Raw genomic sequence first — 26532 nt, 5'->3', positions numbered from 1 at the left:
CGGGCGTCAAGGCACCAGCGACAAGCCGATGCGGAACTGCGATTCGTTGCGCTGGTTGTAGCCCAGCAGCGTTTCGCCGTAGCCGTTGAAGTACTGCAGGTGCAGGTAGCCGTTCATGTTGAGCCAGGTGCGCTGCAGCGGCCAGGCGAAATCGAGCTGGGTGGTGCGGCGGCGCTGGTCGCCCTGGCGGTACATGGCCGAGACCACCGCGCCGTTGTCCTGCGCCCAGCGCAGGTTCCAGTCCACGCGGCCGGCATAGTCGGCGTAGTCGGAGTTCTCGCTGGCCACGCCGAAGTAGGCCTTGACCTTGGGCGCGAAGGTCAGCGTGCTGCCGCCGTCGAAGCGGTAGTTGAACTGCGGCTGGATGTAGGCGTCGTTGACCGAGCGCGAGTCGTCGCCGGCCTTGCCGTTGGAGTTGTGCTCGACGCCGGTGTTCATGCCCAGACGCCAATTCTGGTTCGCCGACTGCCACATGTTGTCGGACAGCCAGAACAGGCTGGGGTTGAAGGTGGTGTCGATGAAGGGCATGGAATCGCCCTGCAGGTCCCACAGCGAGGTCTGGGTGTAGCCCAGGTAGAAATTCTCGCCCCAGGTCGCCGGGCGGTTGCCGGACGGGCTGAACAGGCGGTACTTGGCGCTGATCTGGAAGCGCGCGGTGGTCTGGCCGCGGGTGCCGATGTCGAAGTACACCGGCTTGTATTCCGAGATCGCGCTGCGGAAATGATCGAAGGCTGATTGCTGGTAGGACGAGACAGCCACGCTGTCCGGCGCCGGTCCGCCCTCGGGCGACGCGCCGGCCGCGGTGACCACTGCCGGCGGCACGGGCTGCCCGGTGCGCGGATCGACCACGGGGCCTTGCGCGGGCGTGCTGGCCAGCGTGCCGCTGTCGCGGCCGGTGGCGTCCAGCGCCATCATCGCCGGCTGGCCTTCGATGGCGATCGCCTGCAAGCCGCGCGCCGTGGCGGGCACGACGGCCGTCCACGCCATCCGCGCGAAATTGTTGACCGGCACGCTGTAATTAGCCTTGTCTCCCTGCAGCTTGGCCAGGCTGCGCACGATCTGGCCGTCCTGGCCGCGCCATTGCAGCACCAGCTCTGGCGGGGCCTCCCAGGTGGCGCGGGCATTGCCTTCGTTGAAATACACCGCTTCGATGGTCACGGTGTCGCCGGGGGCGGCCGAAGGACGGTCGAGCCGGTAGGACACGCCGGCGGCGGCGGTGCCGGCCAGGCCCAGCGCCAGGGCGGCGGTCAGGGTGCGCAGGGGAAGGGCGATGCGTCGGGACGAAGTCATGGGAGGCGGGTGGAATCTGTGACGATGCAATGTAGCATCGGCCCGGCCTACATTTTGTAAGCCAGGCTAATCGGATGTAGGACTTGCAACATGGGCGAGGCCCGCGCATCGCCGGCGACGCGCGGGCCTCATGTCACCCGCCTTGCGGCCTATTCGCCGAACTTGATGCCCTGCGCCAGCGGCAGGTTGCGCGAGTAGTTGATGGTGTTGGTGGCGCGGCGCATGTAGTTGCGCCAGGCGTCCGAGCCCGACTCGCGGCCGCCGCCGGTTTCCTTTTCCCCGCCGAAGGCGCCGCCGATCTCGGCGCCCGAGGTGCCGATGTTGACGTTGGCGATGCCGCAGTCGGACCCCGCGGCCGACAGGAAGGTCTCGGCCTCGCGCAGGTCGTTGGTGAAGATGGCCGACGACAGGCCCTGCGGCACGCCGTTCTGCAGCGCCAGCGCCTGGTTGAAGTCGCTATAGCGCATCACGTACAGGATCGGCGCGAAGGTCTCGTGGCAGACCACGTCGGTCTGGCCCGGCATCTCGGCGATGGCGGGGCGCACGTACCAGGCGTCCGGGTACTGGTCGGCCAGCACGCGTTCGCCGCCCGTGACCTTGCCGCCCTGTTCGCCGGCGGCCTTGAGCGCGGCCTGCATGGCGTCGAACGAGGCGCGGTCGATCAGCGGACCGACCAGGTTCTTGCCGTCCAGCGGGTTGCCGATGGGTGCGCTGGCGTAGGCCTTGTGCAGGCGTTGCAGCAGATCGTCGGCCACGCTTTCGTGCACGATCAGGCGGCGCGTGGTGGTGCAGCGCTGGCCGGCGGTGCCGATGGCGCCGAAGACGATGCCGCGCGCGGCCATGTCCAGGTCGGCGGTGGGGCCGACGATGATGGCGTTGTTGCCGCCCAGTTCCAGCAGCACGCGGCCGAAGCGTTGCGCCACGCGCGGACCCACCTGGCGGCCCATGCGGGTCGAGCCGGTGGCCGACACCAGCGCCACGGTGTGCGAATCCACCAGCGCCTCGCCGATGTCGCGGCCGCCGATCAGCACTTCCGACAGGCCGGCCGGCGCGTCGCCGAAGCGCTGCAGCGCCTGCGCGAACAGCGCCTGGCAGGCCAACGCCGTCAACGGCGTCTTTTCCGACGGCTTCCAGACCACCGCGTTGCCGCACACCAGCGCCAGCGCGGCATTCCACGACCACACCGCCACCGGGAAGTTGAACGCGCTGATGACGCCCACCACGCCCAGCGGATGCCAGGTTTCCATCATGCGGTGGCCGGGGCGCTCGGAAGCGATGGTCAGGCCGTAAAGCTGGCGCGACAGGCCCACGGCGAAGTCGCAGATGTCGATCATTTCCTGGACCTCGCCTTCGCCCTCAGCCAGGATCTTGCCGGCTTCCAGGCTGACCAGGCGGCCCAGTTCGCGCTTGTGCTGGCGCAGCACTTCGCCGAACAGGCGCAGCAGCTCGCCGCGGCGCGGCGCCGGCACGTCGCGCCAGGCCAGGCTGGCCTGGCGGGCGCGGGTGATGGCCGCGTGGGCCTGCGCCACCGTGTGCTCGTGGACCTGGGCCAGCTCGGCGCCGTCGATCGGGCTGCGGGCGACGAGCGTGCCGCCGGTCAGGGTCGCGGGGTTGAGGCCGAGTGCGCGCAGGATGTCTTGGGGCGTGTCCATACCGGTTCCTTGGAGATGCCGGCGAAGGGGCGAGCCTTCGCTTAAGGGTTATGCCTAAGTGGCGATTCTGGAAATAAATTTACTATACGAAACTCCAGCGCGAAATGCGAAACCTTTTTTGAAGGCGATGCGCGTGTCAGAACCCCTGCTGCTAGTCGAGTCGGTCACCAAGACCTACCAGCGCGAAGGCCAGCCCGATCATCTGGCGCTGGCGGGCATCGACTGCCGCCTGGAGCGAGGCGAGGTGCTGGTGGTGGTGGGGCCGTCGGGCTCGGGCAAGAGCACCTTCCTGCGCACCCTCAACGGGCTGGAGCGCATCGACAGCGGCACTATCCGCGTCGATGGCGTCTCGCTGACCGACCCGGCCACCGACGTCAACCGCTGGCGCACCGAGGTCGGCATGGTGTTCCAGCACTTCAACCTGTTCCAGCATCGCACCGCGCTCGACAATGTGGCCCTGCCGCAACGCGTGGTGCGCGGCCGCGACCGCGCCCAGGCCGAGCGCTACGCCCTGGAACTGCTGGACCGGGTCGGCATGGCCGACTTCGGCCCGCGCTATCCCAGCCAGTTGTCCGGCGGCCAGCAGCAGCGCGTGGCGATCGCCCGCGCCCTGGCGATGGATCCGAAACTGATGCTGTTCGACGAAGCCACCTCGGCGCTCGATCCGGAAACCGTTGGCGGCATCCTGGAATTGATGCGCGCGCTGGCGCGCGACGGCATGACCATGGCGGTGGTGACGCACGAGATGGGCTTTGCCCGCGACGTGGGCGACCGCGCCCTGTTCATGGACGCCGGCCGCGTCGTCGAGTCCGGCACGCCGGCCGAAGTCTTCGGCCAGCCGAAAGAGGCGCGTACCCGGGCTTTCCTGGAAAAGATCCTGTAGCGGGCCGGCGGCGCCGTCGGCGCCGGCCCGCATGGCCGTTCGTATTTGCGCATCACGCAGTCTTCGCTTCATGCAGCACGCCGCATCCGCATCACGCAGCAATCGCAGTACGCAGCAAGCAGGGCCGGCCCGGCCTGACCGGGCGCCGCCGGCACCAGGTGTACGCCCGGAACGACACATGTCATCCATCTTGAAGGGGAAGCAAATGCTGAAAATCAAACAATGGCTGGGCGCCGCCGGCGTCGCGCTGGCCGTTACCGCGATGGCGCAGCCTGCCCGCGCCGACGAACTGTCGGACATCATCAAGCGCGGCGAGCTGCGGGTGGCGGTGCAGACCTCCGGCCCGCTGATGAGCTTCATGGACAAGAGCGGCAAGCGCACCGGCCTGGCGGTCGAAGTCGCCAAGCGCATGGCCGACGACCTGGGCGTCAAGCTGGTGCTGCAGGACTACGAGTGGAAGGGCCTGATCCCGGCGCTGCTGTCCGGCAAGGCCGACATGGTGGCCGCCGACATGACGCCGACGCCGCAGCGCGCCGCCCAGGTGCTGTTCTCGGCGCCCATGTTCTACGCCGACACCGTGGCCGTGGTGCCCAAGGACTCGCCCTACAAGTCGTATGCGGAACTGGACAAGGACGGCGTGACCGTCGGCGCGCTGGGCGCCAGCACCTACGCCGAGGTCGGCAAGAAGATGCTGCCCAAGGCCACCCTCAAGGAATTCTCCGGCGGCAGCGCGCCGGTCGGCCAGGCGCTGTCCACCGGCCGCCTGGACGCCGGCATCATGTCCCTGTCCACCGCCAACCAGTTCCTGGTGGACTTCGGCAACCTGCGGGTGCTGGACGGCATCATGGTGCGCGAACCGCTGGCCTTCGCCGTCGGCCCCAATGCCTTCCGCCTGAAGTTCTGGCTCGACAACTGGCAGACGCTCAAGACCGCCGACAACACATTGCCGGAACAGGTCAAGTACTGGTATTCGACCGACTGGAAGAAAGACCACTGATCGCGCGCCTTCGCCACCACCGACCGACAGGACCCGCATGGACTGGCTGATCGACTACTACAACTGGCGCATCGTCAGCCAGTACACGGGCCAGTTCGCCACCGGCCTGGCCAATACCCTGATCGCGGCCGGCGCCAGCCTGGTGCTGTCGGTGCTGGCTGGCGTGCCGCTGGCGCTGGCGCGCATGTCGCCGCGCGCCGCGGTCTGGCGGCCGGTGGCGGGCTACGTGCAGTTCATCCGCTCGACCCCGCTGCTGGTGCAGATCTACCTGGTGTATTACGCCGTGCCGATGCTGGTGCCCGGCGCCAAGGGCTGGAGCGAGATGCTGCTGGGCATCCTGGCGATGACGCTGCACCACGCCGCCTACATGAGCGAGATCATCCGCGTCGGCATCGAGTCGGTGCCGCGCGGCCAGATCGAAGGCGCCAAGGCCTGCGGCATGAACTACCACCAGCGCCTGCGCTACGTGGTGCTGCCGCAGGCCTTCGCCAACACGCTGCCGCCGCTGCTGGGACAGACCGCGGTGTTGATCAAGGACACCTCGCTGCTGTCGCTGATCACGGTGTTCGAACTGGTGGCCGCGGGCGTGCAGATGAACAGCGACCGTATCGTGCCGACCGAGAGCTTCCTGACCATCGCCGCCGGCTACCTGCTGATCTACGCCGTGATGCTGATGCTGTCGCGGGGCGTGAGCCTGTGGCTGGCCGGTCCGGCCTGGAACGCGAGGTAAGCATGCTGGATTCCTACCTGTCCACCGCCGGCGTCGTGCTGCCGTTCCTGCTCAAGGGCTTCTGGGAGACGCTCAAGATCTCGTTCCTGGCGATCATTGCCGGCTCGCTGCTGGGCTTCGTGATCGGCGTGATCCGCAGCTACCGCATCCGTGGCCTGCATCAACTGCTGGGGCTGTACATCCACGTGCTGCGCGGCACGCCGTTCCTGGTGCAGCTCTATATCTTCTATTTCGTGCTGCCCAGCACCGGCATCGAGCTGCTGCACTGGGACTCGGGCACGGCCGCGTTCGTGTCGCTGTCGGTCTACACATCCTGCTATGTGGCAGAGATCGTCACCGGCGCCATCCGCGCCGTGCCGCGCGGCCAGACCGAGGGCGCCATGACGCTGGGCCTGCGGCCCTTGCAGATCCTGAGGCTGGTGATCCTGCCGCAGGCCATGCGTTTGATCGTGCAGCCCATGAGCGGCGTCTACGTCATGCTGATCAAGAGCACCGCCATCCTGTCGGTGGTCGGCATCACCGAGCTGACGCGCCAGGGCGAGGTCTTCATCATCACCTTCCCGGCGAAATCGCTGTTCATCTACGGCATGATCGCCGCCATCTACTTCCTGTACTGCTACCCGCTGCTGCGCCTGGCCACCTGGCTGGAGAAGCGCCTGACCGGCGGGCTGCAGGGCGCCGGGCTGAACTAGGCCCGCCCACACCGACGAGAGTCCCGCACGGGCCCTGACCCACGACCATGGCTACCGAGTACATCGACACCTATTACAAGCGCACGCTGGGCGATGCGCAGACCTGCTACCCGCCGCTGGCGGGCGCGGCCGAGACCGACGTCTGCGTCGTCGGCGGCGGGCTGGCCGGCCTGACCACCGCGCTGGAACTGGCCCGCCGCGGCCGCGCCGTGACGCTGCTGGAGGGGCGCCGCGTCGCCTGGGGCGCTTCGGGCCGCAACGGCGGCTCGGTGTCGCCGGCGTTCTCGGCCGGCGCCGACGCCATCCGCAAGCATGTCGACGAGGATCACTACCGCCAACTGTACCGACTATCGATGGAGGGCGTGGAGATCATCCGCGACAACATCCGCGACCTGCGCATCGATGACGCCCACAAGGTCGACGGCCGCCTGCGGGTGGTGCGCTACGAGGCCAGCGACGCGCTGCGGCGTTATTGCGAGGACCAGTGGCGCGACTTCGGCCGCGACGTGCGGCTATTGAACCGCGCCGAGGTGCGCGAGCGGCTGGTATCCGACGTCTACTTCCAGGGCATCGAGGACCTGTCCTCGTTCCACTTCCATCCGCTGAACTACGCCCGCGCCCTGGCGCGCGAGTGCGCGCGGCTGGGGGTGCGCATCCACGAGGATTCCGCGGTCACCCAGGCTCGCCTGGAAGGGGCCGCCAAGCAATTGCGGACCGCCGCCGGGCAGGTCGACGCGCGCACCGTGGTGCTGGCCACCGGCGGCTATACCGATGGGGTGGTGCCGGCGTTGCGGCGGGCCATGCTGCCGATCGCCACCTACATCATGCTGACCGAGCCGCTGGGCGAACGGGTGCGCGAAGCCATCCGCACCCAGGCCGCCATCGGCGACGACCGCCGCGCCGGCAACTACTACCGGGTACTGGAAGGCGGACGCATCGGCTGGGGCAGTAGAATCACCACCCGTGTCGACGATCCGCCCGACCTGGCCGAGTCCCTGCGCCGCGAATTGCTCAGCGTCTATCCCCAGTTGCAGGGGCTGCGCGTCGAGACCGCGTGGTCCGGGCGCATGGCCTACGCGCGGCACCTGATGCCGCAGATCGGCAGGCTGGCGCCCGACGTCTGGTATTGCACGGCCTTTGGCGGGCACGGCATGAACACCACCGCCATCGGCGGCCGTGTCGTGGCCGAAGGAATCTCCGGTGACAGCCAGCGTTACCGGCTGTTCGAGCCCTTCGGACTGGCGTGGAACGGCGGGGCGCTGGGCACGGCGGCGGTTCAACTCACATATTGGTCTTACCAGGCGCGCGATTGGTGGCGGGAGCGGCAGTCGCGGGCATGACAGGGTGTACAGATGCAAGGCAACAAACAGAGCGTGTTGGCACAACGGCTGCGAGCCCTGCGCCAGGCGCGCGATTGGACGCTCAAGCAGGCGGCGCAGGCCACCGGCGTGTCCACCTCCACGCTCTCGAAAATCGAGAACGGCCTGCTCTCGCCCACCTATGACAACCTGATCAAGATCGCCGCGGGCCTGGAGCTGGACGTGGCCGAACTGTTCACCGCGTCGGACGCCCACATGGGCACCGGCCGCCGCAGCCTCAGCCGTCAGGGCGAGGGGCGCCAGTACGAAACCCCGTATTACGACCACCGCCTGCTCTGTACCGCGCTGTCGCACAAGCGCATGATGCCGTTCCATACCCGCGTCAAGGCGCGCTCCTTCGATGAATTCCAGGACTGGAGCCGCCACGGCGGGGAAGAATTCGTCTACGTGCTGGAGGGCGAGGTCGAGCTGTACACCGAGTTCTACGAACCGGCCCGGCTGAAGGCGGGCGAAAGCTTCTATATCGACAGCCGCATGGGCCACAGGGTGATCAGCCTGAGCAAGCAGGACGCGCTGGTGCTGTGGGTGTCCACCCACGCCGATTTGGGCGAGGAATGAACCGTTCCCGCGACTGATAAACCGGAGCGCGCGGCCCGGCGGCGCCACGGGCCGTCCGCAACAGGGTAAAATGCGCCGCCCGGACCGGTTCCGGGCAGTCACACACCGCGCGGCAGTAGCTCAGCTGGATAGAGCACGGGCCTTCTAAGCCCGGGGTCGGGGGTTCGAGCCCCTCCTGCCGCGCCAGGATCACCCACGGAGTCAGCCGTTTATGCGGTTGCGTGGGTTGCCGACCTGGCAATTACTAGAACAATCAAGCCAGCGTTGGAAAGTTGCCGACGACGCGAAGGACTGGCCTCAGGCCGCGGACGCGGACATCTCGTGTTCGGCGGCCATTGCCAGGAATGCGGAGCGTGACATGCGACGGGCTTCGGCGGCCTGATCGATGCGGTGGACCAGGTTCTCGGGCAGGCTGATGTTCAGTCTGACGGCTTTGGTGTTGACCTTTGACAGGTCGATGTCGACCATCATCCAGTAGCCGCCCTGGAAGCCTTCGCGGCTCATCCACATTTCCGGCGCGGAGGGCGCAGGGATGGCTTCGGTATCGCCATGAAAATGCGCTTCCACGGCTTCCTGGGCCGCGCGCGGCAAATCCTGCAATTCGTCAGCGGCGGCGAAACAGCCCGGAAAATCCGGGAAAGACGCCCCGTAGGCGCTGCCTTCATCCTTGTGTACATGGACCGGGTAGAGCATTCAGATCTCCAATGGGCCGTCTATCGCAGGCCGGCTTGCTTCAGGATGCTGCGCAGGGTTTGCAGCGGCAGGTCTTTCCTGGGATGCGGCACGGTGACCTTGCCAGGTTTGGCCGGATGCTTGAATTGATGGTGCGATCCAACGGTATGCACCAAGTACCAGCCATCGGCCTTCAATTGCTTGATGAGGTCGGCGCTGTTCATGCCGCGTGCCTACCTACAATACACAAATATACACAACCATTCCTGCGCCACCATGCTTGCGGGTCCATGAAAATGCTACGGGGGATTCCTGCATGAACATCGAACATTCCTACCTCGTCATCGAACCGCATATCAGCGAGTTTCCCGAGCCGCTGTTCCTGAAAAGGGGCGATCGCGTGTCGGTCGGGGAGGTCTATGACGGCCCCGAGGGCTGGCCAGACTGGTACCTTTGCTTCGCGCCCGGGCTGGAGCCGGGCTTCGTGCCGGGGCAGATCCTGGAGCGGCACGCGGACGGCACTGCGACGCTGCGGGAGGATTTCACCAACAAGGAGTTGGACGTGGTTCCGGGCGAGATCCTGTATGGCGGGCGTCAACAGAACGGGTGGGTATGGGCGACGAGACAGTCCGATGGGGCTGCCGGATGGGTTCCGCTGCAGAACGTGCGTTCGTGCACCTAGGGTGGATGGCGGGCCGCCGGTCATCGGGCGGTTCGCATCAGAAAGGCTGGGTGTTTCGGATACGGTGGGCGCGTGCAAGGAAATCCATGCTTGCAGGAAGGCAGTCTATGACGGCTGTGCCCATGCCGCGGCAGCCTTGGGCAAGAACTCGGACAGTTGGACGTGGCGTATCCTTCGCGGCATGACGCTTGATACACAAATTAGAAAGACGCCGCCGGCCGGTCTTGTGGCTCGAAACCCCTGGGTCCGTTTGCTGGCAGTGATCGCAACCGCCCTGGCCGCCTGCCTGCCCGTCCACGCCCAACTGATCGAGCACGGCCTGCTGGGACGCGCCGACGGCTCGTCGATCGCCTATTACCTGCAGCAGCGAGATCCGGCGCGCACCGCCGACAGCCTGCTGGTGGTGATGCAGGGATCCGACTGCAACAGCGTGCGCCACAACCGCGCGATCCGCGAGCAGTTGTGGCGGGCGCTGCCGGCGGCCGATGTGTTGACGGTCGACAAGTACGGCATCGATGCCGCTTTGCCGTATCAGCAGGACGACGGCGAGAACCGCGCCGATTGCCCGCGGGCGTACCTGCTGCATGACGACTTCGACCAGCGCGTGCGCGACTACGAGGCCGTGATCGCTTTGCTGCGCCGCCATGGCGCGTACCGGCGCGTGGTGGCGCTGGGCGGCAGCGAAGGCGCGGTGGTGGCCAACCTGCTGGCCGCGCGCGGCGGGTCGGTCGACGCCAGCATCGCCTTCAACGGCGGCGGGCGCTGGTTCCTCGACGACGTGCTGCACACCATCGAGGCCGCCGATACGCCCGCCGAGGCCAAGGCGGACTCGGCGGCGGGGTTCCGGGAGTTCGCCGCGTTCCTGCGCGAGACGCCGTCGTCTGACCTGGTCGCCAGCAGCCACGGCCATGCGTGGTGGCGGCAGGCGCTGGCGCTGGATCAACAGGCGGTGCTCGCGCGCGTGCGCACGCCGTTGCTGATCGTGCAGGGCGGACGGGACGCCTCGGTGTCGCCGGGGGCGGTCGAACGCATGGTCGAGGAGCTGCGGCGCGCGGGGCAGCGCCATATCGCCTATCGTGCCTATCCGCGGCTGGACCATGGTCTGCGCGACGCGGACGGCGTCAGCCGCATGGGCGAAGTGGCCGATGACATGGCGGCGTGGCTGGACGGCCTGCCCGCGCGCTGACGCGGGCTTCCTACAATAGCGGTTCGTTATTCAAGGACTCGCAATGCCCACGCCTGAAGACATCATGCGGCACTACGACTCGGATCCGGACGAGGATCCATGGGTGCGCGGCAAGCCGGCGCCGGAGGCGGTGACCGTGGCGCCGTACGACCCGGACTGGCCCGCGCGCTATGCGCGCCTTGCCGCGGAGATCTCGGCGGCGCTGGGGCCGGCGGCGCTGCGCATCGATCATGTGGGCTCGACGGCGGTGCCGGGGTTGCCGGCCAAGCCGGTGGTGGATATCGACGTGGCGGTGGCCGACCCCGCCGACGAGGCCGCGTACGTGCCGGCGCTGGAGGCGCTGGGCTACGTGCTGACGATCCGCGAGCCGTCCTGGCACCAGCATCGCTGCCTGCAATTGGCGGCGCCGCGCGTCAACCTGCATGTGTTCGCCCCGGACTGCCCCGAGAACATCCGCCATCGCATGTTCCGCGACTGGCTGCGCGCGCATGACGAGGACCGTGACCGCTATGCCCAGGCCAAGCACGCCGCGGCGCGGGGCGTGGACCGGGTGGCCGACTACAACCTGCGCAAGCAGGCGGTCATCCGCGAGATCTACGAACGCATGTTCCGGGCGGCCGGCTTCATCTAGCGCGCCGCGCCAAGGGGGCGGACGCGGCTGCGGCCAGGCCGTAGCGGCAGGGATGAGCCAGATGCGCAGGCGGGAATGGCGGTTGCTGACCTTGTGTCGTTCATTGATGCGATACCAGGAGAAACGCCATGGATGACGCCATGAAAGAATGCATCGACGCCTGCCTGAACTGTTACCGAACCTGCCTGGAAGAGGCGATGGGGCACTGCCTGGAGGCGGGAGGACAACACATCGCGCCGGGCCATTTCCGTAGCATGATGGCCTGCGCGGAAATGTGCCGCACATCGGCGCACATGATGCTGTTGGGCGCGGAAAATCATGCGCAGGTGTGTAAGGTCTGCGCCGCCGTATGCCGGGACTGTGCGGCCAGTTGTGACGCCATCGACGGGATGCGGGCCTGCGCCGACACTTGCCGCGCGTGTGCCCAGGCCTGCGAAAGCATGAGAGGCTAAGGCGCCCGGCAGGCGCGCGGCTCAGCCGCCCGGGCTGCGCGCCATGGCGCGCGCATAAGCCTCCAGCGTGCGCTGCATCTGGCTGGCCAGGCGGAAGTGCGATTCGGCGTAGCCGCGCGCATGGGCGACGGCGGCGGCGGTGGCGGCGGGGTCGGCGCGGATCTGCATGATGCGGTCGGCGAAGCCGGCGATGTCGCCCGGCTCGGCCAGCCAGCCGGTGTCGCCGGGCCGTACGATCTCGGGCAGGCCGCCGACATTGCTGGCCACCACCGGGCAGCGCACCGCGAACGATTCCGGCACCACCCGCGACCAGGCTTCGGTGGCGGAAGGCACCAGCACCACGTCAGAGGCATGGATCAGGTCTGGCACGTCTGCACGGTGGCCGGCGAACACCACGTGCTCGGCGATGCCGAGCCGCGCGGCCAGGATGCGCAGTTCGTTCGCGTACGCCTGGGTGTCGGCGGTGGCCGTGCCCACCACCAGCGCGGTGGCCGGCACGGCGTTGCGGCGCAGCCGCAGCACCACGCGCAGCAGGTCGGCCTGGCGTTTCTCGGGGCGCAGCATGCCGATTGTCGAGACCACGTAATCGTGCGGGCCCATTGCCAGCTCGCGCCGCACCTGGCGGCGCACGCCCTGCTTGTCGGTGGCGCGGAAGAATTCGTCGCCGGCCCACTCGCCCACCACGCTGATGCGGCCGGCCGGCGCCAGCCGGGCGTCCAGCAGCGCGTCGCGGCCGGCCGCGCTGGTGGCGATCACGTGGTCGCAGCCCAGTTTCCATTCCAGGCGACGACGTGCGCTGCTGCGCATGGGCTTGGCGAAATGGCGTGTGCGCACCACCGCGCACAGATCGCGGCACAACGCGCCGGTCTTGCCGTCGGCGCGGCTGTGGCTGTCGATGACGTCGATGTGCAGGCGCCGCACGGCGCGCCGCAGCCGCAGCACGGTGATCGGCGAATAGGGCGCGTCGAAGTTGATGTCGACGGTGGCGATGCCGCGCTGCCGCGCCGCCAGGTTGATGGCGCTGCCGGCGGGGGCGGCGATGGCCGTGTCGTGGCCGTGGCGCGCCAGCCAGCAGGCCTGGTCGAGGGTGCGGAACTCGAGTCCGCCCAGGCTTTTTTCGCCGAGAGTATGCAGGATCCGCATGGTGTGACCTGATGGGTAAGGACGGCCGCGCGTCAGGCGCGGGCCGCGGGCGCGTGCGACAGCACGCGAGCACAGGCGTGAGCGACCTGGTCCGGCGTGATCGAATTGATGCCGTCGCGCGGATGCTGCGGCACGACGTCGGTGGCGCCGCGGCGGCGCCAGAACCATTCGGGATTGCTGTGGTTGAAGATGCCGACGTAAGGCACGCCGGTAGCCTGCGCCACGTGCGACGGGCCGCAGTCGTTGGCCACCACCAGGCGCGCGCGCAACATGATCGCGCTCAGCTCGGACAGCGGACGGCAATAGGCCACCTCGATGTCGGCGCGCCGCAGGGCGTCCAGCTCGGCGCGCTCGCGCGCTTCCTGCTGGCCCAGCACGAAGGTGTAGCGGGTGTCGGCGCCCAGCAGCGGCTTGAGCCGGTCGGCCAGCCGCAGGTAGTGCGCCAGGCTCCAGCGCTTGAAGGGACCCGATCCGCCGCCGGGAATGAACACCACGTCCGCGCCGAGCGGGGTGTGCCGGTGCGCGCGGGCCAGTTCGGTGAAGCAGCGGCGAGCCGCCTCCTCGGCGTTCAGCGGACGGTACGATGCCAGCAGGCGCAGGTTGGCCAGGCCGATGTACTCGGCCTCGTCCTTGCGATGGCAATGGGTCCACACCAGGTCGCTGAAGCGGGCATTGCGAAAGCCCAGTCGGATGGCGGGCAGCCGCAGCAGGTTGATGAGGCCGAAGCGTTCGCTGCTGTGGTGCAGGCTGACCGACACCTGGGTCCGCGCGGTCAGGCTGCGGGCGTAATCCAGCAGGCTGCGGGCGCGCACGAATTCATCGACCCATGGCAGGCCGCGGTAGATGTGGCCGACGTCGTCGCGCGCGACGACCTTGACCTGCCGCGCGGGCCACCAGGCCTTGAGCTGGTAGAGCGTCGCGAAGGCGACGATCTGGTCGCCCAACTGGGGCTGGCTTCTGACGTAGACGACGATGTCCGACACGCTTTGCCTCTCCTCGGTAGCCATGTGTGATGGCTACGCAATCTAAAGGAGCGGGCGGCCAAACCTTCTTCGATACATTTAAGGAATGTGAAAATTTAACGGGGGCGGCTTCATAGAAATACATATCTGTGCCGCCGGCCGGATCCACCCCATCTTCTGCCCGACGGTCAGGAAAGGCCGTACAAGCTTCCCGATGTATGGACGCAAGCGGAGTTTGTCGCCATACTGTCTGGCCCTTGTATCCCCATATGTTGCGGCATTTTGGCGCAATAGAACCAATGCATAACGACGACATGTATGCATCCTGGCCGCTGAAATTCGTCCGCGGCGCCGGCCCCCGCTACCGCCAGATCGCCGATTTCATCGAGACCTCGGTGGCCGCCAACCGCATGCAGCCGGGCGACCGCCTGCCGCCGCAGCGGGGCCTGGCGCGGCACCTGGGGGTGGACCTGACGACCGTGACGCGCGCCTACGCCGAGGCGGGGCAGCGCGGCCTGCTCGAGGCGCGCGGGCCGCTCGGCACGTTCATCGCGCGACCGGCCGAGCAGCCGCTCTTGCAGATGCTGGATCTGGGCATGAACATGCCGCCGCTGCCGCTCGACTGCGACCTGCAGGACCTGCTGCGGCGTGGCCTGGCCAAGGCCATGGAACGCCACGACGTGGGGGTGATGATGACCTATCACCAGGCCGGCGGCGGTCCCGCCGAGCGCGAGGCCGGGGCGCAATGGCTGTCGCAGTCGGTCGAGCGGGTCGATCCGGACCGCGTGCTGGTGTGTCCCGGCGCGCAGGCCGCGCTGGCCGCGGTGATGCTGGCCTACAGCCAGCCGGGCGACGGCATCGTCGCCGAGCCGCTGGTGTACCCGGGCCTCCTGACCGCCGCGCGGCAACTGGGCCGCCGCGTGTTGGTGGCCGAGACCGATGCCGACGGCATGACCCCCGCCGGGCTGAAGCGCGCCTGCCGCGAGGGCGGCCGGCTGGTCTACCTGAATCCCACGTTGCAGAACCCCACCGCCCACACCATGAGCGCGGCGCGCCGCCGCGACCTGGTGCGCGCGGCCGTGGCCTGCGGCGCCCGCATCATCGAGGACGATCCCTATTCGCTGTTCCTGGACGGCGCGCCGCCGGCGCTGGCCAGCCTGGCGCCGGCCTCGGTGTTCTACATCGCCACGCTGGCCAAGACGCTGACGCCGGGGCTGCGCACCGCGTTCGTGCTGAGTCCCGACCAGGACAGCCGCCGCAACGTGCTGGCGGCAATGCGGTCCTTCGCGGTGATGGCCGCGCCGCTGATGGGCGCGTTGACCACGCAGTGGATCACCAGCGGCGCCGCGCAGCAGATCCTGGACGGCGTGCGCGCCGAGTCCCTTGCGCGCCAGCGGCTGGCGCGCCGGCTGTTGCCGGGGCCCTTTCCGGCCGCGGCGGCCGGCATCCACCTGTGGCAGCCGCTGCCCGATCGTTGGACCGCGGCCGACCTGGAGCGGGTGGCGCGCGACGAGGGCTTGAGCGTGACCTCGTCGGAAGCCTTCCACCAGGGCCCCGGCACGCCCAATGCCATCCGTATTTCGCTCGGCAGCATTCCCGAGCGCGGGGCATTGGGGCTGGCGCTGGAGCGGCTGGCCGGCCTGGTGCTGCGGCGGCCGCGCGACCCGCGCGACCTCGTCGTCTGAGGCGCGGGCCGCATACTATGGACCTGATGCCTGTCTGGTGCTGACGCCGCATGCTGTTCGAGACGTTCCATTCCCTGCAGGAGACCCTGGTCGATTTCGCCCGGACCCACGCCGACTGGCTGGCGCCGCTGGGCTTCGCGTTCGCGTTCCTGAAGTCGCTGCCGCTGGTGGCGCTGGTGATTCCCGGGACCGCGCTGCTGCTGTCGATCGGCGCCATCCTGGGGCTGGGCGATAGCGGCTTCGTGCCGGTATGGCTGGCGATCGCGGTGGGCGCGGCGCTGGGCGACTGGGTGCAGTATGCCTGCGGCGTATGGTTCGGGCCGAGCCTGACGCAATCGAAGCCGCTGCGCAAACGTCCCGAACTGCTGCATCGCAGCGCGCGGTTCATCCAGAAGTGGGGCGTGCTGAGCATCGTGCTGTGCCGCTTCTTTGGCCCCCTGCGCGCCACCGTGCCGATGATCGCCGGCATCTGCGGCATGCGCGCCGCCGCGTTCCAGGTCGCCAATTGGGCCTCGGCATTCCTGTGGGCGGCGGCGCTACTGCTGCCCGGGTGGTGGGGCACGCGCACGTTCCTGTAGCGGTCAGAACTGATGCCGGATGCCGACCGAGCTTTGCAGCGTGTGCGACTCGCGGATATCCAGGCGATTGACGTAGGCATACAGGTTGGTGCGCCTGGACAGGTCGTACTGATAGCCCAGGGCCCAGCCGGTAATGTCCGAGCCGGTGCCGCGCTGGTACGAGGCCATCACCGAACCGGCCTTGCTCGTCGGCACCGTCACGCCCGCGATGTACGAATTGACCCGGCCATAGCCCGCCGACGGGCCGGTGTTGGCGTTGCGCAGGTTGCCGTAGGTGCCGTGCAGTTTGATCCAGTCGAAATCGTACGAGGCCGCCAACTGCAGGTTGCCCGCCGTCTTCTTGTTCGGCAGTTGCGAATTCGGATTGAGCCGTTCGTACGTTAGCGCCGCCGCCACCGGACCGCCGTTGTAGCGCAGGCCGGCGGTCAGCACGCGGTCATGGGCGTTGGTGGCGAAGGCCTCGCCGTCGTGGGCCTCGAAGCTGTAGCCCAGGCCCGCCTGCCAGCCGCCCAGGCGCGGCGTGGCGTAGAACACGGCGTTGTTGACGCGGCCGCCGGCGCCGAAGTCGCCGTCGTTGTAGCCCAGGCTCGCGTTGTTGGACGACTGGCCCCAGCCGGTGCCGAACGGCGAGCCGACGCCAGCCCACTCGAAGCCATAGACCCACTGCCGTCCCAGCCGCACTTCGCCGAAGCCGCCGGCCAGGCCGACGTAGGCCCAGCGGCCGAACAGGCGGCCCTGCGCCTGCGTGCCGTTGTTGGCGTTGAAGCCGCTTTCCAGGCGGAACACGGCCTTGTAGCCGTTGCCCAGGTCCTCCGAGCCACGCAGGCCCCAGCGCGAGCCCGACTGGTTGCCGCTCTTTTGCCGCAGGCTGGACTGGCCATCCTTGCGTTCATAGGTGGTGCCCAGGTCGACGATCCCGTACAGCGTCACGCTGCTGGTCTCGGCCGCCTGCGCCGGATTCAGGCAGCTCAGGGCCAGGGCGGCGCCCAGGGTGCTGCGGTGGCGGATGATTCTTTTCATGGTGTGATCCCCTCGATTGGTATGGCGTTGGACAAAAGAAGCCCCTGCCGCCGGCTCGCCGGCGGCAAAGGATGAAGCAAGCGGAGGTGTCGGCGCGGGCGCTAGCGGGTCATGTCACGGCCCCGTGCGCGGGCAGCGGCGTCAGGTCCCGTGGCGCGGCCACGCACAGCGTGACGCTCGACGGATGGGCGGCCGACAGATGCACTGTGTTCAGCGCAATGCGCTTTTCGCGGGCGTCGGCGGCCGATTCGCCGCTGTTCGGGTTGACGTCGTACTTCGGAAAGTTGCTGCTGGAGATGTCCAGGCGGATGCGGTGCCCGCGCTGGAACAGGTTGCAGGTGGCGAACGGCTCGATGGTGATCTCGTAGACCTTGCCCGGCGCCAGCGGCCGCGCCTCGTCCCAGGTCTCGTGGAAGCGGCAGCGGAAGATGCCGTCGGTCAAGTTCAGCGCATAGCCCTGCGGGTAGTCGGCGCTGGGCGGGTAGACGTCGATCAGCTTGGCGGTGAAGTCGGTGTCGGGGCAGTCTGACGAAATGTGCAGCCGTACCGTCACCGGCCCGGCCACCGCCAGGTCCTCTGGCAGCGGCTCGGTCTGGAACACCAGCACGTCGTCGCGCGCGGCCAGCGGCAGGCCGGGCTGGCGCACGCCGAAGAAGCGCGCGTCCTCGCGCTGGTCGAAGCCGCCGCCCTCGAACACCGGCTGGCCCGAGGTCAGCGCGCCGCCGATCGTCGGCACTGGATTGCGCGGGTCGTACTGGTAGCGCAGCCGGTCCGCCTCGCCCGTCGGCGCGCGTTGGTCCAGGCGGCCGTCGGCGTGCAGGTAGAAGGCGGTGGCGCGGGCCTGCGGCACCGGCCAGGCGTCGGCCTGGATCCAGGCGCCGCCGTGGTCGAAGCGGCCCTGCGCGTCGCGCGCGCCGCTGCCGCCGCCCATCAGGAACAGGCGCGCGACCGGGTCCGGCGCGGCGCCCGCCGGCGCGTCCTGCAGCCAGCGCTGGAACCACGCCAGCCGGAAGCCCAGCCAGTGCCGCGCCAAGTTGCCGTCGAAGGCCGCGCGCGGACCGAATTCGGCGTCGCCGCTGTGGGTGGTGTTGCGGTCGCCATGCAGCCACGGGCCCATGATGAGCCGCACCGGCGACCGCCGGCCCTGCGTCAGGCCGGCGTAGTTCTCCAGGGTGGTGCGCACGTAGGCGTCGTACCAACTGGACATCAGCGCCACCGGGATGTCGGGAATCGCGTCGTAGTAGCCCTGGGCGTAGATGCCCAGTTGCCGCCAGGATTCGTCGAAGGTGTCGGCGCGCCATTGCTCGAACAGGTAGTCCTCGTATTCGGGCACGCTGGCCAGCGGCGAATGGCCGGGACGCCACGGCATGCGCATGAACCACTGGCGGATGTCCTCGGCCTCGAGCGCGGCCAGCACCAGCGGGTCCTGCTGCGCGGCCGGGCTCAGCTTGGCCTGCTTGTAGGCCCAGGTGGCCTGCTTCAGCTCGAACGCGCCCGACTGGCGGATGCCGCACTGGTAGCCGTTGGAAAACCCGCCCGAGTCCAGCACCATGCAGGCCAGGCCCGGCGGGTTCAGGCAGGCCAGCGCCATCTGCGTGTGCGCGGCATACGACAGGCCCATGGTGCCGATGCGGCCGTTGCACCACGGCTGCTGCAGGATCCAGGCCAGCGTGTCGAAGCCGTCGGGGCCTTCCGACAGGTACTTGGTGAAGTGGCCTTCCGAGCCGTAGCGGCCGCGGCAGTCCTGGAACACCACGGCAAAGCCGCGCGCGGTGAAATAGCGCGCCACCTCGGGTCGCGGCACGCCGAGCCGGCCGTCGATCTGTTCCGAGCGCGACACCTCGGCCTTGCCGTAGGGCGTGCGCTCCAGGATCACGGGCAGCGGCGCGTCCTGGCCGGAGCGATAGCCGGGCGGCAGGTGCACGTCGGTGGCCAGGCGCACGCCGTCGCGCATGCGCACCATCTGGTCCGCCAGCAGCACGGCGGGAGAAACTTCGGGGGCGGTCATTTTGCTTCCTGTATGTACAGCATTGAGGTGCGTTCGAGCTTGTTGGCGCGCATCACGGTGCCGTCGCGCGCGGCCCAGAAGGCCACCGGGAAATACAGCGGCACGATGCCGACGTCGTTGAAGGCGGTCTCCGCCGCCTGGCGCAGCAGGGCGTCGCGCTGCGCCGGGTCGAACTCCACCGCGGCCCGCGCCAGCAGGCGGTCCACGGCCGGATTGGAATAGCGCGCGCGGTTGAAGGCGCCGGTGCCGGCGGCCTTGTCGTAGGTGGCCAGCACGTTGGTCAGGCCATTGGACGAATCGCCGGTGCTGTTGCCGTACGAGAAGATGAAGGCGCTGTACTGCTGCTTGCCGCTGGCGCCGGCGTAGACGTTGTAGGGCTGGGTCACCACGCCGTTGATGCGCAGGCCGGCGCGCGCCATCATCTGCGCCAGCGCCTGGGCCAGGTCGCTGTCGCCGGCGAAGCGGTCGTTCGATGAATGCAGGGTCAGGCCGAAGCCGTGCGGATAGCCGGCCTCGGCCAGCAGGGCGCGCGCGCCCGCCAGGTCGTAGGCGGGCGCCGGCAGGTTGGGGCTGTAGCCGCCCAGGCCCTCCGGGACCATCTGTCCGGCCGGCACGCCGGCGCCGCTGAGCAGCCGCTCGGTGATCGGGCCGCGCATGAACATCTTTGAGATCGCCAGGCGCACCCGCACGTCCTTGAGCGGGTTCACCGTCATCGGCTTGCCCTGCGCGTCGGTGACGAACGGGCTGACATCGCGCGCCGAGTCCAGCGCCAGGTAGATCAGGCGCGCCGACGGCGAGCGATAGAGCGTATAGCCGGCCTTGTCCGTGAGCGTCTTGGCGTCGGTCGGCGGCACGCTGTCGATCAGGTCGACCGTGCCCGACAGCAGCGCCGAGATGCGCGCCGCGTCGTTGGCGATGTAGCGGATCACCACGCGCTCGAAGTCCGGCCGCGCGCCCCAGTAGTCGTCGTTGCGCGCCAGCTCCAGGCTGTCGCCCGGCTGCCAGCGCACGAACTTGTAGGGGCCGGTGCCGATGGCCGCCACGCCGCTGTTGAAGTCTTCCGAGCGCTTGTCCTGCGCCGCGTGGCGCGACAGGATGTAGACCAGCCCGATCTGCTCCATGAAGTCGGGCGTGGGCTCCTTGGTGCGGATGCGCAGCGTCAGCGCATCGACCACCTCGACCGCGGCGATCGAGCGCACCGCGCCGCTGAAGGGCGCCGGGCTGTTCGGCACCTTGGGCGCGCGAGCCAGTGAAAAGACCACGTCGTCGGCGCTGAACGGCGTGCCGTCATGGAAGCGCACGCGGGGCCGCAGCTTGATCTCCCAGGTATCGGGCGTAACCACCCGCCACGACAGGGCCAGGCCCGGCCGCATCTGCATGTTCTCGTCGGTCGACACCAGCCGCTCGAAGATGTTCTCGGCGGCGGCCTGGTTGTTGCCGGTGCGCGAGAACAGCGGGTCCATCGACGATGGCTCGCTGGAATGGCCGATGGTCAGCAGCGGCCGCGCCAGGGCGGGCGCGGCGCCGGCCAGCAGCGCCAGCAGGGCCAGCGCGGCGACGCCGCGGCGGATCGGAGTGGAAAAGCGGTTCATGCGGCGGGAGTTCCTTGAAGGGGCGCGGCGCCATCGAGCAGGTGACAGGCGGCCTGGTGGCCGTCGGCCGTGACGCGCAGCAAGGGCTGCTCGGTCTTGCAGCGCGCCATGGCCTGCGGGCAGCGTGGATGGAAATGGCAGCCGGCCGGCGGGTTCAGCGGCGACGGGATCTCGCCCTTGATGGCGTTGAAGCGTCGCTTGCGGTTCGACAGCCGCGGCACTTCCTCCAGCAGCGCCTGGGTGTAGGGGTGGCGCGGCGCGGCGAACACCTCGGCGGTGGGGCCGGATTCGACCACGCGGCCCAGGTACATGATGACGGTGCGGTCGCTGATGCGCCGCACCACGCCCAGGTCGTGGCTGATGAAGAGATAGGTCAGGCCCAGATCCTGACGCAGGTCCATGAAGAGGTTCAGGATCTGCGCCTGGATCGACACGTCCAGCGCCGCGATCGACTCGTCGCAGATCAGGAAGCCCGGCTTGACCGCCAAGGCCCGGCCGATGCCCACGCGTTGGCGCTGTCCGCCCGAGAACTGGTGCGGAAAGCGGTTGCGGTAGTCGGGGTCCAGCCCCACGCGCCGCATCACCTGCGCCACGTAGTCGTCGTAGTCGCGGCGCGCGATGATGCCGTTGGCCAGCGGCGCCTCGCCGATGATGTCGCGCACCCGCTTGCGCGGATTGAGCGAGGACATCGGGTCCTGGAAGATCATCTGCGTGGCCATGCGCTGTGCGTGCGCGGCGCGGCCGGTCAGGGTGGACAGCTCGCCGGCGGGCGTCTGGATGCTGCCCGAGGTGGCCGGCAGGATGCCCGCCAGCACCCGGCCCAGCGTCGACTTGCCGCAGCCGGATTCGCCCACCAGGCCGACCACTTCGCCCTGGTGGATGGTCAGGTCGACGCGGTCGACCGCGTGCACGGTGTGCGAGGCCACCCTGGCGCCCAGCAGGCCGGCCAGGCGTTCGGCGTAGTCGGGCCGCTTCACGAACAGGCGCGACACCTGGTTGGCCTGCATCAGGATCGTCGGGCTCACGAAAACACTCCAGTCTGGGGATGGAAGCAGCGCAGGCCACGGACGCCCGTGGTCTCCAGCGGCGGTTGCTCGGCGCGGCAGCGCTCGGTGGCGTGGGCGCAGCGCGGGTTGAAGGCGCAGCCGGCCGGCAGCGCCAGCGGCGACGGCGCCATGCCGGGGATCTGGTACAGGCGGTCGCCGGTGTGCTCATTGCTCGGCACCGAGCCGATCAGGCCGATGGTGTACGGGTGGCGTGGACGGTCGAGAATGTCGTCGGTGCTGCCGGACTCGACCACGCGGCCGGCGTACATCACACAGACGCGGTCGGCCAGGCCCGCCACCACCGCCAGGTCGTGGCTGACCCACACCATGGCGGTGCCGGTCTCGGCGCACAGCTTCTGCATTTCGGCCAGGATCTGCGCCTGGATGGTGACATCCAGCGCGGTGGTCGGTTCGTCGGCGATGATCAGGTCGGGCTTGTGCAGCATGGCGATGGCGATCGCCACGCGCTGACGCATGCCGCCCGACAGTTGGTGCGGGTAGGCCTTCAGGCGCTCGGCCGGTGACGGAATGCCGACCGCCGCCAGCGTGTCGCGGGCCCGGTCCCGGGCCGCCTTGCGGCTGCAGCGCTCGTGGCTCAGCACCGTCTCGACCATCTGGGTCTCGATGCGGAACACCGGGTTCAGCGTCATCATCGGGTCCTGGAACACCATGGCGATGCGGTTGCCGCGCAACTGACGCAGTTCCTCGCGCGACAGCGTCGCCAGGTCGGTGCCCTTGAACAGGATCTGGCCGCCGTCGATGCGCCCTGGCGGGTCGATCAGGCCGAGGATGGAAAAGCCGGTGATGGACTTGCCCGAGCCGGACTCGCCCACCAGGCCGAGGATCTCGCCCGGGTGGACGTCGAAGCTGACGTCGTCCACCGCCCGCACCAGGCCGGCGCGGGTGTGGAACCAGGTGCGCAGGTTGCGCACGGAAAGAGTGGGGGTTGCCGATTGCATGGCGCTTCCTATTTCTGCAGGCGCGGATTGAGCGCCTCGCGGACGCGGTCGCCGACGATGTTCATGGTGAAAACCACGGTCAGCAGCAGCACGCCGGGGAACACGCTGATCCAGTACAGGCCGGCCAGCATCTGCTGGTAGCCGTTGGCGATCAGCAGGCCCAGCGACGGCTCGGTGACCGGCAGGCCGATGCCCAGGAAGCTGAGCGTGGCCTCGGCGGCGATGGCGTTGGCGGTCTGGATCATGGCGATGACGATGACCGGCGGGATGCAGTTCGGCAGTAGCTGGCTGAACAGCGCGCGCCGGTGGCTCAGCCCCAGGCACAGGGCCGCCTCCATGTATTCCTTGCGGCGCTCGACCACGGCGGTGGCGCGCACCGCGCGGGCGAAGTAGGCCCACTGCACCACCACCAGCGCCAGGATCACCTTGTCCACGCCCTGGCCCAGGATGGCCAGCATCATCAGCGCCACCAGGATGGTGGGAAAGCCCAGCATCAGGTCCACCAGGCGCATGATCAGCGCATCGATGCGGCCGCCGAAGTACGCCGCCGTCAGGCCCAGCACCGTGCCCACGGCCATGGCGAACAGGCCGCTCAGCACGCCCACGGAAAGGCTGGTGCGCAGGCCATACATCATGGCTGACAGCATGTCGCGGCCCTGGGCGTCGGTGCCGGCCCAGTAGATGTCGCCATAGACGCCCTGGCTGCCCGGCGGCATGCGGCCGTCCAGGATGGTGATGGCGGCCAGGTCATACGGGTTCTGCGGCGCGATCCACGGCGCCAGCAGCGCGGCCAGCACCAGCAGCAGGAAGACGATCGCGGCGATCGTCGCGGGGCGGCTGTCCAGCACGCCGTGCAGCGCCTGGCCCAGGGTGGTGTCGCGGCCGGGCAGCCATTTGTTGGGAAGCAATGTCATTCGGAGGCTCCCACGCGGACACGGGGATCCAGCACGGAATAGATGATGTCCACCATCAGGTTGAGCACGATGAACATGGTGACCACGATCAACAGGTAGGCGACCACCACCGGGCGGTCCAGCTTCATGATGCTGTCGATGATGAGCTTGCCCACGCCGGGCCAGGCGAAGATGGTTTCGGTGACGGTGGCGAACGCGATCAGCGAGCCGAACTCCATGCCGACCACGGTGACGATCGGGATCATGATGTTCTTGAGCACGTGCATATAGATCACGCGCGATTCGCGCAGACCCTTGGCGCGGGCGAATTTCACGTAGTCCAGCGGCATCGTCTCACGCACGCCGCTGCGGGTCAGGCGCACGATCAGCGCGATCTTGAACAGCGCCAGGTTCAGCGCCGGCAGGATCAGGTGGCGGATGCCGTCCCACGACGCCAGGCTGGTGTGGATGCCGAGGATCTCGCCGGTGGGACCGCGGCCGGTGGACGGCAGCCAGCCCAGCGTCACCGAGAAGATCAGCACCAGCATGATGCCCTGCCAGAAGTTGGGCAGGCTGAAACCCAGGATCGAGCCAGTCATGATGCCGCGGTCCAGCGCCGAATCCGGCTTCAGGCCGGCCACCAGGCCGAGCGGCAGGCCGATGGCCAGGGCCAGCAGCAGCGCCACGCAGGCCAGTTCCAGCGTGGCCGGCAGGCGTTGCAGGATCAACTGGATGGCGGGCTGGTTGAAGACGAACGAGTTGCCCAGGTCGCCGTGCAGTGCGTTGCCGACAAACTTCAGGTACTGCTGGTACAGCGGCAGGTCCAGGCCCAGCGACTGCACCGCCTGCGCGATCTCGGCCTGCGTGGCGTCGGCCGGCACCAGGATCTCGATCGGGTCGCCGATGGCGTAGACGCCGGCGAACACGATCAGCGAGGTCAGCGCCAGGATCACCAGGCTCTGGCACAGCCGGCGGATAATGAACGCGGTCATGGCGCCTCGCGGCGACAGGAAGCGGGAAACGGAACGGCGCGCATTGGTGGGGCTCCTTGCCGGACAATATCGGCGATATCGCGTATTGATTGCGGATTCGTGAATGGCGAGAATCCGGATGGGCGGAATGTTCGATCCATCGCGCCAGGCTGGCAACCGTATGCGAAGGCGGCATACGGCTATGTGAATGACGAGAAATTTGGTGTTAACCCTAGGCCCTGCGCGTCGATTCGCCGCGCGGGGCCGGCATCGAGAACCCCGCGGGACAGGATGAACTTCAAGCAGCTAGAGGCTTTCCTCGCCTTCATGACCACCGGCTCGACCATCGAGGCCGCGCAGCGGCTGGGCTCGTCGCAGCCGGCCGTCAGCCGCCTGCTGAGCCAGTTCGAGACCGACCTGGGCGTGCCGCTGTTCGTGCGCCGCAAGGGCCGCCTGCATCCCACCGCCGAGGCCGAATCGCTGCTGCCCGACGTGCAGAACATGATCTCGGACGCCGAGTCGCTGCAGCGCCACGTCAACCAGTTGCGGCTGGGCGGACAGCGTCGCACGCTGATCCGCGTGCAGTTGCCCAGCACGGTGGCGCAGTCGGTCATGCCCGCCGTGGTCGAGTCGTTCCTGGCCGATCACCCCGACGTCGCGCTGGAAGTGCTGGTGGGCACCTACGAAACCAGCGAAGTGGCGGTGCTGGGCCGCGAGGCCGACCTGGCGCTGGTGCGTTCGCCGCCCATGAATTCGGGCCTGTCCATGATGCGGCGGCTGGCGACCGAGGCGGTCTGCATCATGCCGCCCGGCCATCCGTTGGAGGCGCTGGACGAGATCGGCCCGGCCGACCTGATCGGCGTCGACCTGGTGCTGCTGGGCCGGCAGCGATCGCTGCGCCTGCAGATCGACCAGGCCTTCCGCCAGGGCCGCATGATGCCGCAGATCAAGGCCGAGGTGCATTCGGTGGAAATGGCCTGCCGCCTGGCCGCGCAGGGCATCGGCGTGTCGATCGTCAACGGCCTGTTCGCGCGCCTGTGCCTGGACATGGGCATCGCCTGCCGGCCGTTCCGGCCGCGCATCGACTACTGCGTGGGCATGGCCACGCTGGCCGGCCAGCCGCCGCACCCGCTGGTGCCCGAACTGGTCCAGCGCATCCTCGACGCGATGGCGCGGCGGGCGGGACCGGACGCGTTCACGCTGCTGGCGCCGGACGACGCCGCCGCGCCTGCCGCGCCGGCCTGAGGCGCGCGCCGCCGCCGGCTCGGACGCGGGATACAGTACGACGCAAAAGCGGCGGTCTTGCGACACAGGCGGGATACAGCGCCTTGGTGCAATGCGGGTTCCTCAATTCCGATACCAGGAGCCATCATGTCCCAAGCGCTGGAAACCGTGCTGTACACCGCCCACACCCACACCACCGGGGGCCGCGACGGCGCCGGCCGCAGCGACGACGGCGCGCTGTTGCTGCCGCTCAGCCCGCCGGGCTCGGGCCGGCCCGGCACCAACCCCGAGCAACTGTTCGGCATCGGCTATTCCGCCTGCTTCATCGGCGCCATGCAACTGGCCGGCGCCAAGCTCGGCATCGCCGTGCCGCGCGACGTGGCGGTCGATGCCGAGGTCTCGCTGGGCAAGACCGACGGCGGCGCGCGCTACGCGCTGGCGGTCAGGCTGAACATTTCGCTGCCGGGACTGTCGGACGAACAGCGGCGCCAACTGGTCGACACCGCGCACCAGACCTGCCCCTACTCGGGGGCGATCCGGGGCAACATCGACGTGGAACTGGCGATCGTCTGAATCCCCCAACGCCAAGCGCCACGCCCCGCGATGACACATCGCGGGGCGTTTTTCGTGCAGCCGGGAACCGGGGC

General features: G+C 68.7%; 27 protein-coding genes and 1 tRNA gene. 15 read left to right on the top strand and 13 right to left on the bottom strand.

What is annotated here, in order from left to right; all coding sequences use genetic code 11:
* Positions 1 to 6: 6 nt before the first annotated feature.
* Both ACUDCK_RS20660 and amaB read right to left on the bottom strand, forming a co-directional pair.
* Positions 7 to 1290: a phospholipase A gene (locus ACUDCK_RS20660; RefSeq protein ID WP_064527269.1), complete on the bottom strand. Its 1284-nt coding sequence runs from the start codon at positions 1288 to 1290 to the stop codon at positions 7 to 9.
* 149 nt (positions 1291 to 1439) lie between these two features.
* A complete protein-coding gene (gene amaB, locus ACUDCK_RS20655; RefSeq protein ID WP_054503198.1) occupies positions 1440 to 2942 on the bottom strand; it encodes an L-piperidine-6-carboxylate dehydrogenase in 1503 nt (500 codons plus the stop codon).
* A 127-nt stretch (positions 2943 to 3069) separates the two neighbouring features.
* On the opposite strand from amaB, the gene ACUDCK_RS20650 reads away from it, so the two are divergent.
* The 7 genes from ACUDCK_RS20650 (at position 3070) to ACUDCK_RS20620 (ending at position 8367) form a co-directional block, all read left to right on the top strand.
* Entirely contained in the window at positions 3070 to 3825 is a 756-nt protein-coding gene (locus ACUDCK_RS20650; RefSeq protein ID WP_054503318.1) for an amino acid ABC transporter ATP-binding protein, read from the top strand.
* Positions 3826 to 4030: 205 nt separating this feature from the next.
* Positions 4031 to 4822: an ABC transporter substrate-binding protein gene (locus ACUDCK_RS20645; protein WP_049072791.1), complete on the top strand. Its 792-nt coding sequence runs from the start codon at positions 4031 to 4033 to the stop codon at positions 4820 to 4822.
* A 37-nt stretch (positions 4823 to 4859) separates the two neighbouring features.
* Positions 4860 to 5552: an amino acid ABC transporter permease gene (locus tag ACUDCK_RS20640; RefSeq protein WP_054503196.1), complete on the top strand. Its 693-nt coding sequence runs from the start codon at positions 4860 to 4862 to the stop codon at positions 5550 to 5552.
* 2 nt (positions 5553 to 5554) lie between these two features.
* Positions 5555 to 6244, top strand: a complete 690-nt coding sequence (locus ACUDCK_RS20635) for an amino acid ABC transporter permease (RefSeq protein ID WP_049072792.1) — start codon at positions 5555 to 5557, stop codon at positions 6242 to 6244.
* Positions 6245 to 6291: 47 nt separating this feature from the next.
* Positions 6292 to 7584: an NAD(P)/FAD-dependent oxidoreductase gene (locus ACUDCK_RS20630; protein ID WP_175166566.1), complete on the top strand. Its 1293-nt coding sequence runs from the start codon at positions 6292 to 6294 to the stop codon at positions 7582 to 7584.
* 12 nt (positions 7585 to 7596) lie between these two features.
* A complete protein-coding gene (locus ACUDCK_RS20625; protein ID WP_049072794.1) occupies positions 7597 to 8181 on the top strand; it encodes a helix-turn-helix domain-containing protein in 585 nt (194 codons plus the stop codon).
* Positions 8182 to 8290: 109 nt separating this feature from the next.
* Positions 8291 to 8367, top strand: a tRNA-Arg gene (locus ACUDCK_RS20620).
* A 111-nt stretch (positions 8368 to 8478) separates the two neighbouring features.
* Here ACUDCK_RS20620 and ACUDCK_RS20615 read toward each other — a convergent pair.
* Entirely contained in the window at positions 8479 to 8874 is a 396-nt protein-coding gene (locus ACUDCK_RS20615; protein WP_121449954.1) for a type II toxin-antitoxin system HicB family antitoxin, read from the bottom strand.
* A gap of 20 nt (positions 8875 to 8894) precedes the next feature.
* Positions 8895 to 9077 (bottom strand): type II toxin-antitoxin system HicA family toxin, encoded by a 183-nt coding sequence (locus ACUDCK_RS20610; protein ID WP_175166567.1) that lies wholly within the window; start codon positions 9075 to 9077, stop codon positions 8895 to 8897.
* A 92-nt stretch (positions 9078 to 9169) separates the two neighbouring features.
* Between ACUDCK_RS20610 and ACUDCK_RS20605 the strand changes: the two genes are divergently transcribed.
* The 4 genes from ACUDCK_RS20605 (at position 9170) to ACUDCK_RS20590 (ending at position 11804) form a co-directional block, all read left to right on the top strand.
* Positions 9170 to 9535, top strand: coding sequence for a ligand-binding protein SH3 (locus ACUDCK_RS20605; RefSeq protein WP_175166568.1), 366 nt, complete (start codon positions 9170 to 9172; stop codon positions 9533 to 9535).
* A 259-nt stretch (positions 9536 to 9794) separates the two neighbouring features.
* Entirely contained in the window at positions 9795 to 10721 is a 927-nt protein-coding gene (locus ACUDCK_RS20600) for an alpha/beta hydrolase family protein (protein ID WP_244976800.1), read from the top strand.
* A gap of 43 nt (positions 10722 to 10764) precedes the next feature.
* Positions 10765 to 11352, top strand: coding sequence for a GrpB family protein (locus ACUDCK_RS20595; RefSeq protein ID WP_054503194.1), 588 nt, complete (start codon positions 10765 to 10767; stop codon positions 11350 to 11352).
* Between the two features lie 128 nt (positions 11353 to 11480).
* A complete protein-coding gene (locus ACUDCK_RS20590; RefSeq protein ID WP_054503193.1) occupies positions 11481 to 11804 on the top strand; it encodes a four-helix bundle copper-binding protein in 324 nt (107 codons plus the stop codon).
* A gap of 21 nt (positions 11805 to 11825) precedes the next feature.
* Here ACUDCK_RS20590 and ACUDCK_RS20585 read toward each other — a convergent pair whose 3' ends face one another.
* Together ACUDCK_RS20585 and ACUDCK_RS20580 are read right to left on the bottom strand one after the other, a co-directional pair.
* Complete coding sequence (locus ACUDCK_RS20585) at positions 11826 to 12947, bottom strand: glycosyltransferase family 4 protein (RefSeq protein WP_175166570.1); 1122 nt, start codon at positions 12945 to 12947, stop codon at positions 11826 to 11828.
* A 32-nt stretch (positions 12948 to 12979) separates the two neighbouring features.
* Positions 12980 to 13930: a glycosyltransferase family 9 protein gene (locus ACUDCK_RS20580; protein WP_175166571.1), complete on the bottom strand. Its 951-nt coding sequence runs from the start codon at positions 13928 to 13930 to the stop codon at positions 12980 to 12982.
* A gap of 278 nt (positions 13931 to 14208) precedes the next feature.
* Between ACUDCK_RS20580 and ACUDCK_RS20575 the strand changes: the two genes are divergently transcribed.
* Complete coding sequence (locus ACUDCK_RS20575; protein ID WP_144654609.1) at positions 14209 to 15594, top strand: aminotransferase-like domain-containing protein; 1386 nt, start codon at positions 14209 to 14211, stop codon at positions 15592 to 15594.
* 50 nt (positions 15595 to 15644) lie between these two features.
* The gene (locus tag ACUDCK_RS20570; RefSeq protein ID WP_064527280.1) at positions 15645 to 16172 is read left to right on the top strand and encodes a DedA family protein; all 528 of its coding nucleotides are present in this window, start codon (positions 15645 to 15647) and stop codon (positions 16170 to 16172) included.
* Between the two features lie 3 nt (positions 16173 to 16175).
* On the opposite strand, the gene ACUDCK_RS20565 is transcribed toward ACUDCK_RS20570, so the two are convergent.
* From ACUDCK_RS20565 to ACUDCK_RS20535, 7 genes are all read right to left on the bottom strand, one after another.
* Positions 16176 to 17192 (bottom strand): porin, encoded by a 1017-nt coding sequence (locus ACUDCK_RS20565; RefSeq protein WP_064527285.1) that lies wholly within the window; start codon positions 17190 to 17192, stop codon positions 16176 to 16178.
* 109 nt (positions 17193 to 17301) lie between these two features.
* A complete protein-coding gene (locus ACUDCK_RS20560; RefSeq protein WP_175166572.1) occupies positions 17302 to 19200 on the bottom strand; it encodes a CocE/NonD family hydrolase in 1899 nt (632 codons plus the stop codon).
* A complete protein-coding gene (locus tag ACUDCK_RS20555; RefSeq protein ID WP_175166573.1) occupies positions 19197 to 20792 on the bottom strand; it encodes an ABC transporter substrate-binding protein in 1596 nt (531 codons plus the stop codon). The genes ACUDCK_RS20560 and ACUDCK_RS20555 overlap by 4 nt, the downstream gene beginning before the upstream one ends.
* On the bottom strand, positions 20789 to 21817 hold the full coding sequence (locus tag ACUDCK_RS20550; protein ID WP_116791960.1) for an ABC transporter ATP-binding protein: 1029 nt from the start codon (positions 21815 to 21817) through the stop codon (positions 20789 to 20791). Before ACUDCK_RS20550 ends, ACUDCK_RS20555 begins: the two co-directional genes overlap by 4 nt.
* Entirely contained in the window at positions 21814 to 22797 is a 984-nt protein-coding gene (locus ACUDCK_RS20545; protein ID WP_175166574.1) for an ABC transporter ATP-binding protein, read from the bottom strand. The genes ACUDCK_RS20550 and ACUDCK_RS20545 overlap by 4 nt, the downstream gene beginning before the upstream one ends.
* A gap of 8 nt (positions 22798 to 22805) precedes the next feature.
* On the bottom strand, positions 22806 to 23711 hold the full coding sequence (locus tag ACUDCK_RS20540) for an ABC transporter permease (protein WP_054503185.1): 906 nt from the start codon (positions 23709 to 23711) through the stop codon (positions 22806 to 22808).
* A complete protein-coding gene (locus ACUDCK_RS20535) occupies positions 23708 to 24682 on the bottom strand; it encodes an ABC transporter permease (RefSeq protein WP_054503184.1) in 975 nt (324 codons plus the stop codon). The genes ACUDCK_RS20540 and ACUDCK_RS20535 overlap by 4 nt, the downstream gene beginning before the upstream one ends.
* Positions 24683 to 24952: 270 nt before the next feature.
* On the opposite strand from ACUDCK_RS20535, the gene ACUDCK_RS20530 reads away from it, so the two are divergent.
* Together ACUDCK_RS20530 and ACUDCK_RS20525 are read left to right on the top strand one after the other, a co-directional pair.
* Positions 24953 to 25906 carry a LysR family transcriptional regulator gene (locus tag ACUDCK_RS20530; RefSeq protein ID WP_049072816.1) on the top strand — a complete coding sequence of 318 codons (954 nt, stop codon included), beginning with the start codon at positions 24953 to 24955 and terminating at the stop codon, positions 25904 to 25906.
* A gap of 126 nt (positions 25907 to 26032) precedes the next feature.
* On the top strand, positions 26033 to 26458 hold the full coding sequence (locus ACUDCK_RS20525) for an organic hydroperoxide resistance protein (protein WP_049072817.1): 426 nt from the start codon (positions 26033 to 26035) through the stop codon (positions 26456 to 26458).
* The last annotated feature ends 74 nt before the right edge of the window (positions 26459 to 26532 follow it).

The sequence above is a fragment of the Achromobacter sp. CF-sbj1-Ac2-l genome, assembly GCF_052698165.1.
This window is presented reverse-complemented; position numbering and strand designations above follow the sequence as displayed.